Genomic DNA, 16,045 nt, shown 5'->3' on the forward strand with positions numbered 1-16,045 from the left:
CAAAGAACGGATCTTCAATTGTGTCGTTTTTAAATAAATTCATCAATTCTTGTTCATTTAAATTCCCTATAACGTACTTGGCTATGCGGCGGCGAAGCTGCCGTATAGGTGTGGTTAGGTAAAGTAATTTATTCTTTTATTTGTTTATAAAAACGAGAACTAAATATATAGTCCTTATAATCAGCTTCATTAAATTTAACCAGCAAAGGTGTTGGAACTTCAATAATAACTCTATCTAATTCCACAAAATAAATTGTAAATTTTGTTTTATCGTATCTAATTTTCTTAGAGGAAATATTCTTGAAAGCATTATTAACTATATTAAAAGTATTGCCATTAAATTTTGCCTTTAATAGACTTACTGCTGTTTCAACTAACTCGGCATTTTCGCTAAAGTTCTCTTGAAAAATATGAGGTAATAAAACCTTTAAGGCTGAATCTGGTTGATTTAATCCAATAAAACTTTTTGCTTTCCTATATGCTAAAAAAGGCCTCCGTGTGCTATATGCATTCACACAAAAATGTTGGAAGGAGCTTTTTTCAGCTAATCGGATATAGTCCAACGCAAGTCCATATTCTTTTTTATTTAAGCTTATTTCATTTAATTGTTCGTAAACAAACCTATAATAATAATTAGGGTCAAGTTCTGAAACAAATTCGTCCTTATACCGGAATTCCTGATATTGCTTCGGAGGTTTTAAGTCAAGAAATAATTTTAAGAGTTTCTCAGCTTTATTAAATTCTTCTTTATCAAAATAGAATTGTGAAGCGTAAAAAACTCCTAATCCAAAATTTGGGTCATTCTTATTAACGTTTGTTAGGAAATTTTCAAAATAGAATTTGGCTGAATCTGATGCAATAAGGTTATCATTACTAAAACTGTTACTCTTATAATGAAACAAAATAGCTCTTTTCAAACTTTCAAAAGGTGCTAAGACTTGTCCTTGAGTAAAGGATGAAATAAAGAAGAGACCAAAAAATAGAAAAACTTGTTTCAAATTCATTAATTTTTATTGTACCTAACGTTTAGTATAAATGGTGAACGAGGCAAAGCCGAAGTTTAATTTTTATACCTTGTTGTATGATGCTTTTTTTATTTTTAAATCCTGCTCTTTCCGAAAATCACCTTTATTATCAAGCTGATTAAGTTTAGCAGAGCAATCACTGGTAAATACATAAATAATCCGATTACATTAAATGTATAGGCCATTCCTACCACATTATATGCAACCATTTCTACATTATTATCTACATAATCTATTTTATCTAATGAAAATGCTGTAAGAAATAATGTTAAACCTAAAACAAACTGTATGAGCAATGCTTTATTGAAAATTCTTAAAATTTTTTGAAAGGTTAACGGCTTTTGCAAACCTTGATTCTTTGCCACAATCAAAATTGGGATTAAAAAAAGAAGGATTGTTGATATCGTTACTATTCCAACATCACCAGGAATCATTTTAAGATTTTTAAATTTAATTTAAGTTACATACAACGTCTCTGCTTTGCGGCGGGCGGGAAAATTTCTTGCATAACAGTTCCTGCCGCCCGCAGCTTGCAGAAAGTTAAACAATTTACACCTGGCACCAAAACCCGCCTGGCGTAAAGCTTTGGTTAGGCAAAGGCTTTCTTATTCTTTTATTTCTACTGGCTTAAAGTTGAATATTTTAAAAATCTGGTCAAGATCCAACTTTGAATTCTTTGGTAAATTTATTACAGCTACGCTGCCAAATCCAACTTCCCAATGTCCGCCTTGTTTTTCTATTTCATCACCGAGTAACTGGTACTCAGATTCTTTAAATTGTGAATTGAGCAGAAATCTTCTTGTCACGAATTTTGACTCTTTTACAATTCTTACAAATTCATTTTTCCCTTCACTATTAATCCTTATTTCAATTTCTGTTCCTAAATTATAGCGGCTATTGAAAAAGTCATTATCAAGCAACTTGAATTTATTTTCTGAAATTTTTTCTACAAGGAAAGTTGTCGTTGAATTTTCCTCCTTATCATAGATTTCTATTTCAATTTGCTTTTCCTTCATACTTTTAGGTTATGCCTAACGGCTGGGCTATACGGCGGCGAAGCTGGCGTATAGGTGTGGTTAGCGATAGTTATTCTTTTAAATTTATTTACCAAGTTTTTTAGAAGAAAGGTAACTAAAATCCAATTTTAATACCTGTTGATCTCTTGTCAGAATTTCCGGTTAAACTCAATTAGCATATTTATGGTCAAATCTTCCCTCGGTAATGCGAACAGTATCGCACCCAGGAGTGGAAACAGTAAAGTGGAAACGGCCAGAGACAATGTAAGGCGAAATGGAATCGAAGCGCGTGATTTCTAAAATCCCAATGTTAAGAGAATCCGTAATATATTCGCAAGCATCTGAATGACTGTAAAGTGCATATTGTGTACCGTTAGTGTTAAAATTGGCACTCAATTGATATAAACCAACGCCATGAAAGTGCTTTGAAATATGAATGGCTATACCTTCACTTAATGGTTCTATTATCTTGTCGGCTGAAATAGAAAATGCCCCTTGATGATATCCTCCTTGCAGATCGCGCGGGCCCCAGACCTCCTCTCCTTGATTTCGCCATACTTGCCCATTTACCAAACAGCCAAATGTGTCTTTACCTTCCTGAGTTTCTGGCGGTAGTTGCGTCAGATCGTCTTGGGGGGGGACCGGTTTAAACCAGTTACAGGAATAAAGAAATAGGGGAAAAACAAATATGAGGTACCTTTTCATTTCTTGTAATTATGGCTAACGTTTAGTATTTGCAAAGCCTGCAGCGTAGCAAAGGTTTTGTAAATACCTTGTTATGAGCGGTTATTTTCGTTTTTATATTATTCCCCAGGCTCTTACTATATAAGTTAATGATGCTCCTTTTACAAATTCCCTAATATCCACATAAGAATCTACTTTTAGGTTAGTAATTTCAACCAAAACTACATCATAACCATAACCTCCTTCTGTTGTATCAACCCAAAGCTTAAATCTCCTACGTTGAGGTGAAATTTTTAATTGCTCCGGTTCTTCAATTAATCCTACATTGATATAATTCTTATAAGTTTTTCCCTTATATCGCTTCACGATCTCACCAGTCTTGGCATCTCTCATTTGCATTGGAGAAGGAGGCCTGCATAAACTATCCAAAGTGCAGTATAAAATTTCACTATTTAAAATTCCACTTGAGAAAATTTCAATAAATTTTATAGCATTAGGCGCAATTCCAACTCTTACAGTATCAAATTGTACTTCAGGAAAATTATCTTCATTTACTATAATGATCTCACCTGAATAACGAGAATATACTTTAGGTTTATATTTCTTTTTGAACACCAACTTTGCAAAGTATGCATCTTTGTCATCATAATCCTTATAATCTCTAATAAGAAATCTTTTATTACCCTCAGTAATTATAGCCCACTTGTAGCTACAAGAAGTGGAGAGTAATGTAAGGACTATTATTATTAAAAATTTCATTATTTATTACTCATAACGGTTAGGTATAAACAACGTGCTAGGCCGTCGGCCGTAGCATGTTGTTTATACAGTGTTAGCCACTGCTCTTATTTCTTTTTATCGCCGTTTTAATTTTTCATGACTTTATCATAGTCGGCAACAGAACCGAAGTATTTAAATCCCTCTAAAGAGTTTATCCTCCATTTGTCGCCTGACTTTACCGCAGTCACTCTAACTTTATGCTGTTCAGGACTTGGCTCCTTGTCCCAAGTCCAATAAAAACTGGCAGTGGAATTTTTAATATTTAGGCTGTCAATGGTAATTAATTCCCAATAATTGTCTGAATTGTCTGGATAGTCTTGGCAGACACACCAATCGTCTGCGCCTGTGTCCCATATAGGTATTCCATCCCGTATATTTCTCCAAGTGATGTCCGATTTCCTAATCGAGGAATCAATGGTTATGGCGATGGCTTTGTGATTAAAAAGAAATTTATCCGTAAAAAATCCAGTCTTCCTGAATTCTTCTATATTCTTATTGTACTTCTCCCAATCAAGGCCAGTGAAAATACTGTCATTTTGTTTTCTGAATTTATAGGGGAAGTCACCGATGCGTTTAGCCGCGTGCCATTCATACACCTCCCTAACCAAAGAAGTAAGTTCCATACTCTCCTTGGTCGTACTGGTAGAAAAAGTCTTCTTTTCAATGGGTTCTAATTTGGATGAGGTGTCTCTAAAGTTCTCGCTTTCTTTGACAGTAACAACTGCCTCTACGCTGGAATCTAATTTGGTTGATTCGTTGCAGGCTGTAAGAGAAGCCAATGTAGTGAGAAGGATAGATAAGCGATATTTTAAATTCATTTTTTGGTGATTAAATGCAATACTCTATCAATTGCAATTCATGATTTGAGTTGTGGCTAACGTGCTAGGCTATGCGGCGGCGAAGCTGCCGTATAGGTGTGGTTAGCGGCTGACGTTTTATTTAAAAAACTGCTTAATTAATTATTTTTCCGCTTTTAAATTCAACTTTTTTTTCAAATTCTCCATCGCGTGTGAAGTATTCCCATGTACCATCTTTGATAAATTTCTTATTCTTTGCCAAGATATTCATCCCTTTGCTTTGAAGCTTGTCTGAATAAAGATGATAAACATTAGTATTGTAGTACAAAAAGTTGTTTTGATTGCTAACTTCCTTTTTTAAAGTTGATTCAACTAAAGGATTTCCATCAGGTCCATAAATAATTTCCTTCAAAACAGTTTCGGATTCGTCATAAAACACAATTGTTTGAATACTATTATCTAATCTCTTTATTTCTTTCCATTCTCCAAACTTGATAATTTTATAACCATCTTTTGAATTTCTAATTATAAGATTTCCAGTTTGATAGAGTTGCTTTGAATTTGAAGGTCCTTGGAAAGATTTGACTAAGGAATCATTTTTAGCTAAATAATTTTTTTCTTCAATTGTAATAGATCTTTTAAATGTTCCTTTTTCAGAAATACAACCATAAAGAAGGAATAATAATAACCCGAATAAAACTTTATTCATTTTCATTTATTTATTCGATTACCGCTAACGTACGTGGCTAAGGCACGTTTTAATGTGCTTTAGGTGTGGTTAAGCTAAGTTATTCTTCTTTTTCTGTAATTTATAAATAACAAAAGAGCTAAAATTCCATTTAAAGTTAAACTCCCAATAAAGAGCGGATTATAAGTTCTTGTTGTTTTTTCCTTTACTTTAAGTTCATTCCTGGGATTAATACCGGTATCGTAATTATAAGCAGGTTTATTAGAAGAAATGGTATCTAAATATGCTAAAAAAGTCTTAGCTTCTGAAAGTGAAGAAGTTCCCATACACAAATCAGTAGTAATAATATCTGAAGGATTGTCAGGCTTATCAACTACTAAATAAGTCGAATCTAAAGAAAAACCAGGACTACAAGTAGTAAAACGATGAACTGAAGTAAGAAGGCTTGCTTTATTTGAATGATCAGTTCTTCTATAACCTTTCCAATACTTCTGAACTTCAAATTCAACAATTGCTAATCCACCTTGACCAAACTTATCAATTAGAGTAGAGTCTTCTCTTATTGATATCACCTTTCCTATAAAGATAAATGGTGATTTCTTATAAATTTCTTGTGGCTTCGGCCAACACCTACATGCAAAACAATTACTTGCCAAAAGAACTATAGCGCAAATAATTGATAATCTCTTCATTTATAATTTTAATTAAGCTTAACGGATTAGGCTATGCGGCGGCGGAGCTGCCGTATAGGTGTGGTTAGCCTAAGTAATTCTTTTATTTTCCAGAATTTTCTTTATCGTGATTTATGGTTTCACGAAGCTTTCCGTTAATGTCGTAATACCTCCAAATGCCTACTTTTTTTCCCATTGAATAATTTCCTTCATATTTTTTTACTCCTGTTTCATAGTAAGCTTCTCCTTTCCCATTAGTAAGACCGTCTTGATATTCGGTAATTTCCCATAGTTTCCCATTAGGATGCCAAAAAGTAGCTTTCCCTTCTTCCTTGTCATTTACAAAACGGCCTTCTGCCTTTTTCTGACCATTTGGGTGCCAATGTTTCCAGATACCTACTCTTTTATCCATTTCATAAGTACCTTCGTGCTTTTTGACACCTGTATCATAGAAAGTTTCGATTTTCCCATTAGCAAGGCCGTTTTTATTTTCAGTTGTCTCCTTAATCTTGCCATTTGGGTACCAAATAATAACCTTTCCGTCTTGTTCGCCATTCAGAAAATTCCCTTCTGACTTTTTCGGACCTTCAGGATACCATATGGTAGAAGGACCATTTCTTAAACCATTCTTAAATTGAGAAACCTGCTGTTTGTTTCCATTATCATAATATGCCCAAGTTTCCCCTTCTTGTTTACCATTTATAAAAGTTCCATTACCTGCTAATTTGCCATTTTCATGATAAAGTTTAAACTCACCATCTTGTACACCATTTTTGAAATAAGCTTCAGTTTTCTTTTTGCCATTTTTATGAAAGTATGTTACTAATCCTTCAAACTGGCCATTTATAATTGTTCCTTTTGATTCAATTTCACCTGTATCATAATAGTTAACCACTTCTTGGGAAGATTGAGCTGTACAGCTACCAAAAGAAACAAAGAAAAAGAAGGGAAGAGTAATTCTTAAAAATTTAAACATTGATAAATAGATTTTTATTTGGGCTAACGGACTTGTGTATGATGTGAGTGAGGCGGAGCCGAAACTTAAATTATACACTTGGTTGGGCTATGGTTTTTTACTTTTTATTCTTCACAACCTTAACCTGAAGCCCTTCAGTTGATTGCTTTATATTAAAACGAATATGTTTTATATCCCAAATACTATCATTTGTTTGCCTATAAAATTTTAAACCATATAAAATGCTATCATAGAACTTAAAGTCTTCTAGAGAAAATTTTACAGGATAATAAAATTGGACAGGTTGATGACTAAGGAATATTGTCTTATACATATCACTATTATAGGTATTCGAATATGAACCCCCAGTGTATTCGCCTTTATTAAAAAGCTCAACACCAATATCAATGCAAGAAGAATCTTTGAACGTTCTTAAAGAGTAAGGATTAGGTGAGATTTGAGCTGCCTGAAATTTGATTAAAAAATTACTATTTTCATTTGAAGGAGATGTAATTCTTTGGTTTTCAAATTTTTCAATTATTACATCAGTAATTATTATTTCATCAGGATCGATTTTTTTCTCCTTTTCATTCCCTTCCTTTTCAATAGGCTTGTTACAGCCAAACCAACTTGCTGATAAAAAGTGTATAACCAAGAGAATTCCTAATCTTCTATTCATAAGTTTTCTGACTGAGTTTACACCTGTTCAAATTTATTAATTTAACTATTGCCCAACGGTTGGGCTAAAAAACGTTTTAATGATTTTTAGCTTTTGTTGTAGTATCGTTATTTTTATTCCAGATTTCTTGCATCAAAGGGGTAATTCTAAATCCTTCAGTTGCCGGATCTTCATTTTCCCCACCTTCATATAAACCCCAATAAAAAATTGTGTATTCGTGAATTTTGAAATCTTTTATTAATAATTCAGATATTTCTTTCCAGTAATATTCAAGTTCACTATTAGTTGTTTCTTCATCTAAGGCATATAAAATGCCCTGCATTAAGACAAATTTTTCATCATCGCTTTGTAGGTTTTTATATTCTTGAAGACAATCCTTTATGTTAATTTCTTGGGAAATTTCTAATGGCCAATCCTGCATCCATTCTTCATATCTCCAATTTAATTTTGAAATTATTCCATCTGCTGCTTGACGTGTGATGTATCTTGGATTAGGTCCTTTTTTCTCCATAATTTTAATGCACTACAACTACTGTATATCCGTAGGAACTACGGTTATCCCCGCTATATCTGTAGGTTATTTGACCGGCTTTTTAACCAAAATCGATGCCTTTGAGGAAATAGCTTTTGTTTCGTTTATAATTCAAGATAATAAATATTCAGAAAACGGCAATTTTTTCCTGTGTTTAAAATTCTGATATCCGTTGTTTGGTTAAAACTGCTCCTCTAATACGAATAATCGGGTTAGCGGTGCCGCCTTTTGTCAGTAAATGGTAAGTTTGAAAGAAGCCTAAGCGTTCTTCTTGCCATGCCTTCCTGATTCCAGAGCTGGCCGATTTATAAAACGGTTTCTTTTTACGCTATAAAAACACCATTTCAATTCTGGAACACCACTTTATCCGTGTTTATATCCGTTTATAAACGGATATAAACACGGATAGACATATCGTAAAACGTTAGTCTTACAACTCCAAAAACTCAGCGTTTCGCCAGGCCAGCATTAGCCGCACGCTCGAACCAGCGCATGCGGTAAGCATTCATAGCGGTAACGCCCAGCTTATTGGTGAGTTTATAATTAGCCACCACGCCCACCGGCGCGCCAATAATGGGAATTAGTTGCGCCATTTTAGCCAGGTCTATGTAATCGCGGTATTCCTGCTGAAAGCTCCGCCAGTCGAACTGGTGAATATCGGCGGGCAGGTTGTGCTTTTGCGTTTCCCAGTTTACCATTTGCAGGTACACTTCGCGGCGTTTTTCGGCACTGCTGAACGCTAACTGAAAAATGTAAAGCAAATAGATGCGTTCGCGGTAATCGTCGGCCGAATAACCGTATAAAGCCGAGATCTCAAACAGCAGTTTCAGTTTTAAACTCAGGAAGATCGGGAAATCGGCCAGGCCCAGTAAAATGCCGCCTGCTCCCGTAATGCCTCCTTCGGCAGCCGCGGCCGTGCGGTAAAAATTTATCCGCTCCAGCACTTTCATTTCCTTTTCCGCCAGCGAAATGCCCGTAACCGGTTTCCGCGAAACGAATTCTGCGCCGAACAACACGCCCCGGATCATTTGCTTCATGGTAGCCGTAATGGCCCGGTGGATCTTTTCAGGAATGAAGCTGTTCATTTTCTGCTGCATTCTGCGCGAAAGCCGGTCGGTAAGCGAAGGCGGGCGCAGCATTTTTTCCTGCCAGGCAGCCAATTCCCGGCGCGCGTTTTCTTCGGAAGCAGCAAAAAGATCGGTCATGGTTCAGCAATTCAGGAGTACCCCAAAAGATACGCAATTCAGCCGGAAGGTTTGTCACACCTGAAAAACGCTATGCTTTTGGCCCGGAAAACTGCCTGACTACTCAATCAGGAACGGCGCAAAACCGGCTGGCTGCTACCAGAAAACCTGGCGCTGCAGCAAACTCAGGGGAATAAAAATGGTAGGGTTTTAAAGTGAAAAAGTGCCCCCGTAGACTTGCCACTCAATTATAGTAGAGTTTAAACTGGTAAACCACGCTGCCGTGCGAGGTAGTGGCAATGTAATACGTGGGGGTTTTGTTTACCAGGCGGTATTTATATTGGTCGCCGGGCGCGCTGTTTTGGTTTATGCCGGGGCTGGTGCTGCCCTGAAAGATGAGCACAAATTCACCGTTGTTTTTCGGTTTAAAAGTGAGCAGGGAAAGGTGTTTCTTTTTTCCTACGGTTTCCTTCCAGGTGCCATTCGCTAAATTCACCCAGGTTGTATCGCCGTTGTCTTCCAGATAATACAACTTCCGATGGCTGGCCAGTTGCTTACACGCATCTTTGGGCAGACAGGATCTCGGGTTCATTTTAATGATCTCCCAGTCGCCTCTGGGCGGGTTCCGTTTATCGTGCAGACGCACGTAGGCAGCGCAGGTCTTTTGCAAGTCTGACTCAATGATAGCGGCCAGTTCCAGCTTTTCATGTTCATTCCTTATTTTTCTGAATTCCGCCGCCAGTATTTTTTCAAAGCAATTATTCAGTTTCGCCGCGTCTGCATTGGCATCAGCTTCCAGGCACTGGCAATACTTACTGCTTATCGTTAAGCGTTGCCCCATTACCGGACTAAATAAAAGGCAGCAAGCCGCCAGAAGCAGAATAGGTTTCATAATTCAGGGATATCAAGTTTTTAGTGCAAAAAATTCTTGATATATGAATATAAAACGAGGCTGTTGAAAATTGAGCCTGCCCCCGATGGCTTTTTTACGTGAAGGGGGCTTTTATTGGAAGTGTACTACAAGCTGCCAGCAGTTAATGCCTCGCATGTTTAAGCCCAAGGAGTAGCCCGCTTTCAGAACCGAAAAAATATTGCCACGGAAAAGGGTATAAAACCGGCGGCCAGTATTCCGGTTTTGCTTAGAATAAGATCGCTGCCGGCGGCCGGTTTTATTAAGTCCGGTCCTCTTTAATTGCTTTCATATGCGTAGGCTGAAACAAGCGTTCGGCCAGGCAATAACGGTAGCCTTCTACCAGGAAATGCATAGCCAGGTTCTCTACCGCCACCGGCGCGCCGAATTCCACTTCGTTCAGGTTGGTGGAAATTATTTTGCTGCCGTCTATAATGGTTACCACGCCCACGCCAAACGCTTCTATCTGGTCGCCCTCTCTGATGATCACGCCCGTGCCTTCGCCTAAACCCACGCCAATGTAATCGGGCCATTTGGCAACCGCCATGGCCAGCCTGCCAAAGCGCCCGCGCTCGGTAAAATGCGAATCGATGTAAACACCGTGAATAAACGAAAGCGCAGTGCTGGTTTTGGTGCGTCCTTTTTCGAGCGAATAAGAACCGTAACCTTCGTAGATCATACGATCCGATAAGGCTACGGCTCCGGCACTAGTTCCGGCAATCACAATTTCGTCGGTTATATAGCGTTCGCGCATAATCTGCAGCACCTGGGTGCCGCGCAGGAAATCGGCAATACGCCGCTGGTCGCCGCCGGTAAAAAAGAACACATCGGCCCGGCGGATGCGCTCCAGGTTTTCGGGCGTATCGGCTTCGTTCTCTTCGTCTATGCGCAGATAATGGGCATTACACAAACCAAGTTCCCGGAAAGCATCTTTGTAAGCCTGCCCCGATTCGTCGGGCTCGGGTGCGGCGGTGGTAATTACTTCCACGTAAGAATCGGTGTGGCAATATGAAGAATGAATGAGTTGCAGCAGGGCATCGTCGCCGCCGCCACCAAGCGCAATCAAAGTACCTTTTATTTTCAGTTGATTCATGTAAGCTGTTTTACTGTTGCATTGCTTCAGCCCGAATACGTAATTATCGTGCTGAAAGTGGTATTCCGGTAAAAATAAGCCTTTTCGCGCGAATTCGCTCAGAAACAAAAAGCCCGCAGACCAATAGTTTGCGGGCTAATAAGCTTTAAAAAGGGCAATATGAAGCTCGTTGCTTAGCCGTTTCCCTGGCGTACCAGCGTTGGAATACCGGCTTTGGAGAGTTCGTCTTTCACGCGGTCAGCAAGCTGGCGGTCGTTAAAACGGCCGGCTAAAACGCGGTGTACGGTTTTGCCGTTCACATTTTCCTGCGTAAGCGTAACCTGCATGTCGTTTTGCAGCGCTTTGATTTTTTGCGATTGCAGTTCCGCATTCTTCAGATCGGCGAAAGAACCGGCCTGGATCACGTAATATACTTCTGCAAGCACTGAATCTGGCAGGGCAGCGGTAGTGGCCACTTCGGAAGCCGGCTGCGAAAGAATCTCCATCTCTACCTTCGCCGTGCCGCTCCTGATCATGTCGATCTTGCGGGCAGCCGCTTCAGAAAGGTCTATCAGGCGACGGCCTTTGAACGGGCCACGATCTGTAATGCGAACAATTACCGATTGGTTGTTAGCCAGGTTCGTAACTTTTACCTGGGTACCAAAAGGCAAAGAAGGATGCGCGGCAGTGAGCTTGTTTTTGTTGTAAACCTCGCCGTTGCTGCTTTTGCGACCGTGGTATTTGGTGCCGTACCACGAGGCGGTTCCGGTTTGCGTTTTGCCTTTACCGGTAGCAAACGCTGAAATATTCAGCGCAAAAAAGATGATAAGAATAAAGCTGAAAACATAATTTAGTCTTCGTAAATCCATGTGTTCCTTTATTGGTGAACCGCAAATCTACGAACCATTTTTTAAAAAACTAATTTTAAAGCCCTACAAGCTCTTGTGCGGGGTAGTTCGGCGGGGGATACGCACTTTGAAAGCCGACGTTTATAAACGTTATAATTCAAAAAAGATGTTTCCATACGGCGCATGAGCGTACATTTTTCCGGTTGTGGTGCAAAACAAGGCGTGAACTAAAAAAGGGCAAAAAAAACTGGAACTTTTTTTCAGAATTTTCTGTCGGAAGCCGTTTTTATTAGTTTTTTAGTAAAAAATGATAGCGCTTTTAGCAAAGTTGTAGTTTCCTGTTTTGGCTGAACGACACCTTCCTTGCCCGGATCAGGATCTTTGTCTGAACACGATTTCAGGGATTTATGGGATTGACAGGATTTTTGTCTGAATCAGAATTTTCAGAAACGATGTTCGGCGTAGCCAATTAAAGAATTATCAGAATCAACAAATAGAATTTGCTGTAAGGATTTCTTTGTAATAGCACTTCTTGAGGGGGCCCTTTCACATTATTGTTTGAACACGATTTTCAGGATTGAAGAGATTATAAGGATTAAGAAGGCAGGATTTAATAAACAAGATTTCACACGCCTATCGCCAGCGCAGCGTACCCTGAAAATTACGTTATCCGGAAAACTAAACTAAAAAGACGCGAGCTACGAAGGGAAGCTGACACTAGTTTCTGTGAGAGCGGCCTCCAAGACTTCCGGTGCCACAGGCAGCCCGCAAGGGCAGGAAGGGTTGCAGCCGCGAACGCAGAAATCGGAGATTCAGCGTAGCTAAATGAAGCCACCCGGCTGGAGGGAGAAAGCTTAATTGAAAGCAAAAGGGAATTAGGTAAAAAAGAAGCAAGCTATAAAAACGATATGCTTTCAAGCTCAAAAACTCATTAATAAACTTTCTTATTAACTTAAATAGATCTCTCCTTTCGTCGAAATGACGATAAAAAAACGGTATCCCTTTGCACTTAAAAACTGCTTTAAAACAACCCATCAATACATTTTCGGCAGCGAGATCCCTTTAATCTTCCTATACAGCGTAATCGCGGCCTGGTCGGTTAAGCCCGAAATGAAATCGGTAACGTTCAGGATCTTTTCGTAATCGGAAGCACTGATCTTGCGGTCCGGCCCAACGAACTGATCGGGAATAAGGTCGAGCATTTTCTGGTTGCGGCGCGATTGCGGAAAGAAAACTGCGTGCAGGAAAACGTCGAGCAAGCCGCCTAAGACTTCAAAACCAGCCGCTTCAATTTCCAGCACCGGCCGGTTCTGATAGATCTTCTGAATGGAAAGTTTCTTGATCTCATCCAGGGCTGGTTTGCAGCTTAATTCCCCGATCAGGGCTTTGTCGAAATTCCCGGCTAAAATGGCCTTTTCCTCGCGCAAAAAGATCTCCGCCGATTCGGCAATCAATTTTCCGATGATCCGGGCCCGCAAGAAGCCTATTTCCTCGCGCCAATCCGAAAAATTGATGCGGGAAACTTTGCCTTCCGGTTCTTCCAGCAGGTCTTTTAACAGTTTTTTGCCTTCCGTAGCCGGAATTAAACCCAGTTTGCAGCCATCTTCAAAGTCTACAATGCGGTAGCAAATATCGTCGGCGGCTTCTACTAAAAATGCCAGCGGATGGCGGTGAAAGAATACGCCCGATTCGGAGCTTTTCCGGAGCAGACCCAGTTCGGTGGCAATGTGGCTGAAACGCTCTTTCTCTGATTGGAAAAAACCGTACTTCTTTTCAGAGCAAAACCGCGAACCCGGAAAATGCGGCACGCTTTCTTTCGGGTATTTGGTGAAGGTGGCCAGTGTGGTGTAGGTTAAGCGCAAACCGCCGGGCGTGTCGCACTGCGCCGGGTAGGTATGCGTCAGGATCCGGAAACCGGCGGCGTTGCCTTCAAAGCGCTGCAGATCGGCTTTTTCAGCTTCCGATAAATTGCGCAGAAAAGGCGCCGATTCCGAACTCTGGAAATAAGCCGAGATAGCATCTTCGCCGGAATGTCCGAAAGGCGGGTTGCCGATGTCGTGCGCCAGGCAGGCGGCAGCCACCGCATCGCCGAAATCGTTATCGGAAATGTTTTTCTGCTGCGTAAGTTCCGGGTGGCGTTCTACGATGCTTTTGCCAGCAATGCGGCCCAGGCTCCGGCCTACGCAGCTGGTTTCTAAACTATGCGTGAGGCGGGTGTGCACAAAATCGCTTTCGGGCAGGGGCATTACCTGGGTTTTGTTTTGCAGCCGCCGGAACGCCGAAGAAAAAACGATGCGGTCGTAATCGCGCTGAAATTCCCCCCGCACCGATTCGTCGGCTTCGTGGTGTTTGGCTTGGTCTTCGAAACGTTTTTTTGAAAGCAGTTTTTCCCAGTGCATTGGCTCCATACGCGCAGATTTTCAGAAATATGCTCCGAAGCTACGGCAAGCCACGCAAAGCTGCAAACCTGCGGCTGTTTTTCCGTAAAAAGGGCAGTAAACTTTCCGGTTTTGGGCTGGTTTACTTTTTGCGCCCCTAACCCTACCGTTTTTAGCCCCGAATTTTATGCGAAACCGCCTTTTAGTTTTTCTGCCCGTTTTCATAGCGTTTTTAAGTTGCAGCAAGCCCGCCGCCAAAAGCAACGACATGCAACCCGCTTCCGCCACTGCCGCCGAAGCTGTTTCGCAAACCTGTCCCGAATTCTTCTATTACTACAACCAGGAGAAAATTACCATGCAGGTGAACCCTACCGTTTTACTGGTAAGTTTTGCCGAAGGACAAACGGCTGAAAACCAGCGGAAAATACTGAGCCGGTTTAAAGAATTTGCGGAACTTGGTTCTGAGCAGCGTTCGGTGGCCGGCACATTTACCATCGTGAAACTCAAGCCCGCCACTTCCTGTCCGCAGGCCCTGGCCACGGCTAAAAAACTGCAGCAGCTTCCCGAAGTTACTTTTGCCAATCCAACTTTTAAATCGCCAGCTACCCTGGGAAATGCTTATGCCTGGGTGGGCATTACGTCGGAATTTATTGTAACCCTGAAACGTGTGGAAGACAAAGCGATGTTTGAAAAAACACTGGCAGAAACCAAAACCAAAATGCTCGACCCGCTGGGTGAAACCACTTTCCTGGTGCAGGCTACCAAAACCGCCCAGGGCAATACCCTGGAAATGGCTAATTACTTTCACGAGCAGCCTTACGTGCAAAGTTCCGAGCCCGATTTTTACCTGGCAAATCCGCAAAATTAAGAACACAACCAGCTTTTTTTCTTTGTTAAAACGCTATGGTAAAGCATGCTAAAACTGATTGCTTGGCGTATAACTGACTGATAATCTATATATTAAAATTAACATGGAGTAAAAATAATTCCGAAATTTTCAGCCATTTCGGAGCCGGTCGCCGTAAAATGGGTAGTATCTCACCAGTAACTGCCCTATACCTATGAAACGACTTATCTACTTAGCCTACCTGGGCCTTTTGGCGCTCATACTTATTTCATGTCAGAAAGAAACCATTGCGCCAGACGGTGCGCTCGCCGCTACCCCGGCTGATGAAGCCCGCACCAACGGCTGTGTTTCTCAGTTTTATTTAACCAAAACCGGAATTGTGCAATTAGGCAATGTGCGCACCGATTATGTGCTCATCGGTTTTAATAGTAACGTAACGCTGGCGCAGCAGCAGGCCATGCTTTCGCAATACAACATTTTCGAGCAGCTGGACGGCGATTTTTTTTCCGATTCCGGGATCATCACCATTGTAAAGCTCAACAGCACCGCTACCTGCGCTTCGGTATCCAGTATGATCAACAGCCTCGAGAGAAAACGGCAGGTTAATTTTGCCGGCCCGGTTTTCGACGATCCGAACGGAATTCTGGCCTGGATCGGGCAAACCAATGAGATCATGGTAACCCTCAAAGACGCTTCTTATTATCCGCAATTGCAGCGACTGGCCCGCATGACCCGCACCACCATTGTTACCAATCTGTGGGATGAAACCTACTTATTAAGCGCCGATAAGCATTCAGCCGGCAACGCGCTGCAAATGACCAGTATATTAAACGTTTCGCCTTTTATAGCGCTGGCCGAACCGAATTTTCTGGCCCAGTCTCCGGCGCTGAGAACCGGCGACAAACCGGAACGGAAGCTGACCAAAGCATTTTTGCCTATGCAGGCTGCGCTTTAAAACGCCAGGCTTTCAGGCATAAAA

Annotated in this window: 18 protein-coding genes; 2 read left to right on the top strand and 16 right to left on the bottom strand. The window is 40.8% G+C overall.

Annotated features, from left to right (window positions below):
• Nucleotides 1–128: 128 nt before the first annotated feature.
• The 16 genes from I5M27_RS09135 to I5M27_RS09210 all read right to left on the bottom strand — a co-directional run bounded on the left by I5M27_RS09135 (nucleotide 129) and on the right by I5M27_RS09210 (nucleotide 14,249).
• On the bottom strand, nucleotides 129–1,004 hold the full coding sequence (locus tag I5M27_RS09135; RefSeq protein WP_200505907.1) for a hypothetical protein: 876 nt from the start codon (nucleotides 1,002–1,004) through the stop codon (nucleotides 129–131).
• A gap of 95 nt (nucleotides 1,005–1,099) precedes the next feature.
• Complete coding sequence (locus I5M27_RS09140; protein WP_200505908.1) at nucleotides 1,100–1,459, bottom strand: hypothetical protein; 360 nt, start codon at nucleotides 1,457–1,459, stop codon at nucleotides 1,100–1,102.
• A gap of 171 nt (nucleotides 1,460–1,630) precedes the next feature.
• Nucleotides 1,631–2,041 carry a hypothetical protein gene (locus I5M27_RS09145; protein ID WP_200505909.1) on the bottom strand — a complete coding sequence of 137 codons (411 nt, stop codon included), beginning with the start codon at nucleotides 2,039–2,041 and terminating at the stop codon, nucleotides 1,631–1,633.
• 168 nt (nucleotides 2,042–2,209) lie between these two features.
• Entirely contained in the window at nucleotides 2,210–2,746 is a 537-nt protein-coding gene (locus I5M27_RS09150; RefSeq protein WP_200505910.1) for a DUF6252 family protein, read from the bottom strand.
• A 93-nt stretch (nucleotides 2,747–2,839) separates the two neighbouring features.
• Nucleotides 2,840–3,484, bottom strand: a complete 645-nt coding sequence (locus I5M27_RS09155) for a hypothetical protein (RefSeq protein ID WP_200505911.1) — start codon at nucleotides 3,482–3,484, stop codon at nucleotides 2,840–2,842.
• Nucleotides 3,485–3,591: 107 nt separating this feature from the next.
• Complete coding sequence (locus I5M27_RS09160; protein WP_200505912.1) at nucleotides 3,592–4,323, bottom strand: hypothetical protein; 732 nt, start codon at nucleotides 4,321–4,323, stop codon at nucleotides 3,592–3,594.
• A gap of 133 nt (nucleotides 4,324–4,456) precedes the next feature.
• Nucleotides 4,457–5,011: a hypothetical protein gene (locus I5M27_RS09165; protein ID WP_200505913.1), complete on the bottom strand. Its 555-nt coding sequence runs from the start codon at nucleotides 5,009–5,011 to the stop codon at nucleotides 4,457–4,459.
• 74 nt (nucleotides 5,012–5,085) lie between these two features.
• Nucleotides 5,086–5,682 (bottom strand): hypothetical protein, encoded by a 597-nt coding sequence (locus I5M27_RS09170; protein ID WP_200505914.1) that lies wholly within the window; start codon nucleotides 5,680–5,682, stop codon nucleotides 5,086–5,088.
• 82 nt (nucleotides 5,683–5,764) lie between these two features.
• Complete coding sequence (locus I5M27_RS09175; protein WP_200505915.1) at nucleotides 5,765–6,637, bottom strand: toxin-antitoxin system YwqK family antitoxin; 873 nt, start codon at nucleotides 6,635–6,637, stop codon at nucleotides 5,765–5,767.
• A 97-nt stretch (nucleotides 6,638–6,734) separates the two neighbouring features.
• A complete protein-coding gene (locus I5M27_RS09180; protein WP_200505916.1) occupies nucleotides 6,735–7,295 on the bottom strand; it encodes a hypothetical protein in 561 nt (186 codons plus the stop codon).
• Between the two features lie 76 nt (nucleotides 7,296–7,371).
• Nucleotides 7,372–7,806, bottom strand: a complete 435-nt coding sequence (locus I5M27_RS09185; protein ID WP_200505917.1) for a hypothetical protein — start codon at nucleotides 7,804–7,806, stop codon at nucleotides 7,372–7,374.
• Between the two features lie 467 nt (nucleotides 7,807–8,273).
• Complete coding sequence (locus I5M27_RS09190; protein ID WP_200505918.1) at nucleotides 8,274–9,032, bottom strand: EcsC family protein; 759 nt, start codon at nucleotides 9,030–9,032, stop codon at nucleotides 8,274–8,276.
• Nucleotides 9,033–9,255: 223 nt separating this feature from the next.
• Nucleotides 9,256–9,903, bottom strand: coding sequence for a hypothetical protein (locus I5M27_RS09195; RefSeq protein WP_200505919.1), 648 nt, complete (start codon nucleotides 9,901–9,903; stop codon nucleotides 9,256–9,258).
• Between the two features lie 280 nt (nucleotides 9,904–10,183).
• On the bottom strand, nucleotides 10,184–11,014 hold the full coding sequence (locus I5M27_RS09200; RefSeq protein ID WP_200505920.1) for a cyanophycinase: 831 nt from the start codon (nucleotides 11,012–11,014) through the stop codon (nucleotides 10,184–10,186).
• Between the two features lie 173 nt (nucleotides 11,015–11,187).
• Nucleotides 11,188–11,862 (bottom strand): septal ring lytic transglycosylase RlpA family protein, encoded by a 675-nt coding sequence (locus I5M27_RS09205; protein WP_200505921.1) that lies wholly within the window; start codon nucleotides 11,860–11,862, stop codon nucleotides 11,188–11,190.
• 1,013 nt (nucleotides 11,863–12,875) lie between these two features.
• Nucleotides 12,876–14,249 (bottom strand): deoxyguanosinetriphosphate triphosphohydrolase, encoded by a 1,374-nt coding sequence (locus I5M27_RS09210; RefSeq protein WP_317193576.1) that lies wholly within the window; start codon nucleotides 14,247–14,249, stop codon nucleotides 12,876–12,878.
• A gap of 157 nt (nucleotides 14,250–14,406) precedes the next feature.
• Between I5M27_RS09210 and I5M27_RS09215 the strand changes: the two genes are divergently transcribed.
• The gene (locus I5M27_RS09215) at nucleotides 14,407–15,087 is read left to right on the top strand and encodes a hypothetical protein (RefSeq protein ID WP_200505922.1); all 681 of its coding nucleotides are present in this window, start codon (nucleotides 14,407–14,409) and stop codon (nucleotides 15,085–15,087) included.
• Between the two features lie 193 nt (nucleotides 15,088–15,280).
• Entirely contained in the window at nucleotides 15,281–16,021 is a 741-nt protein-coding gene (locus I5M27_RS09220; protein ID WP_200505923.1) for a hypothetical protein, read from the top strand.
• The last annotated feature ends 24 nt before the right edge of the window (nucleotides 16,022–16,045 follow it).

This window comes from Adhaeribacter terrigena (assembly GCF_016623615.1).
Classification (GTDB): domain Bacteria; phylum Bacteroidota; class Bacteroidia; order Cytophagales; family Hymenobacteraceae; genus Adhaeribacter_A; species Adhaeribacter_A terrigena.

What these genes read in the sequence shown, in the direction of transcription:
- I5M27_RS09195 (WP_200505919.1), bottom strand. Translation starts at nt 9,903, where the DNA reads ATGAAACCTATTCTGCTTCTGGCGGCTTGCTGCCTTTTATTTAGTCCG.
- I5M27_RS09215 (WP_200505922.1), top strand. Translation starts at nt 14,407, where the DNA reads ATGCGAAACCGCCTTTTAGTTTTTCTGCCCGTTTTCATAGCGTTTTTA.
- I5M27_RS09205 (WP_200505921.1), bottom strand. Translation starts at nt 11,862, where the DNA reads ATGGATTTACGAAGACTAAATTATGTTTTCAGCTTTATTCTTATCATC.
- I5M27_RS09140 (WP_200505908.1), bottom strand. Translation starts at nt 1,459, where the DNA reads ATGATTCCTGGTGATGTTGGAATAGTAACGATATCAACAATCCTTCTT.
- I5M27_RS09135 (WP_200505907.1), bottom strand. Translation starts at nt 1,004, where the DNA reads ATGAATTTGAAACAAGTTTTTCTATTTTTTGGTCTCTTCTTTATTTCA.
- I5M27_RS09180 (WP_200505916.1), bottom strand. Translation starts at nt 7,295, where the DNA reads ATGAATAGAAGATTAGGAATTCTCTTGGTTATACACTTTTTATCAGCA.
- I5M27_RS09165 (WP_200505913.1), bottom strand. Translation starts at nt 5,011, where the DNA reads ATGAATAAAGTTTTATTCGGGTTATTATTATTCCTTCTTTATGGTTGT.
- I5M27_RS09170 (WP_200505914.1), bottom strand. Translation starts at nt 5,682, where the DNA reads ATGAAGAGATTATCAATTATTTGCGCTATAGTTCTTTTGGCAAGTAAT.
- I5M27_RS09200 (WP_200505920.1), bottom strand. Translation starts at nt 11,014, where the DNA reads ATGAATCAACTGAAAATAAAAGGTACTTTGATTGCGCTTGGTGGCGGC.
- I5M27_RS09220 (WP_200505923.1), top strand. Translation starts at nt 15,281, where the DNA reads ATGAAACGACTTATCTACTTAGCCTACCTGGGCCTTTTGGCGCTCATA.
- I5M27_RS09175 (WP_200505915.1), bottom strand. Translation starts at nt 6,637, where the DNA reads ATGTTTAAATTTTTAAGAATTACTCTTCCCTTCTTTTTCTTTGTTTCT.
- I5M27_RS09145 (WP_200505909.1), bottom strand. Translation starts at nt 2,041, where the DNA reads ATGAAGGAAAAGCAAATTGAAATAGAAATCTATGATAAGGAGGAAAAT.
- I5M27_RS09185 (WP_200505917.1), bottom strand. Translation starts at nt 7,806, where the DNA reads ATGGAGAAAAAAGGACCTAATCCAAGATACATCACACGTCAAGCAGCA.
- I5M27_RS09190 (WP_200505918.1), bottom strand. Translation starts at nt 9,032, where the DNA reads ATGACCGATCTTTTTGCTGCTTCCGAAGAAAACGCGCGCCGGGAATTG.
- I5M27_RS09160 (WP_200505912.1), bottom strand. Translation starts at nt 4,323, where the DNA reads ATGAATTTAAAATATCGCTTATCTATCCTTCTCACTACATTGGCTTCT.
- I5M27_RS09210 (WP_317193576.1), bottom strand. Translation starts at nt 14,249, where the DNA reads ATGGAGCCAATGCACTGGGAAAAACTGCTTTCAAAAAAACGTTTCGAA.
- I5M27_RS09150 (WP_200505910.1), bottom strand. Translation starts at nt 2,746, where the DNA reads ATGAAAAGGTACCTCATATTTGTTTTTCCCCTATTTCTTTATTCCTGT.
- I5M27_RS09155 (WP_200505911.1), bottom strand. Translation starts at nt 3,484, where the DNA reads ATGAAATTTTTAATAATAATAGTCCTTACATTACTCTCCACTTCTTGT.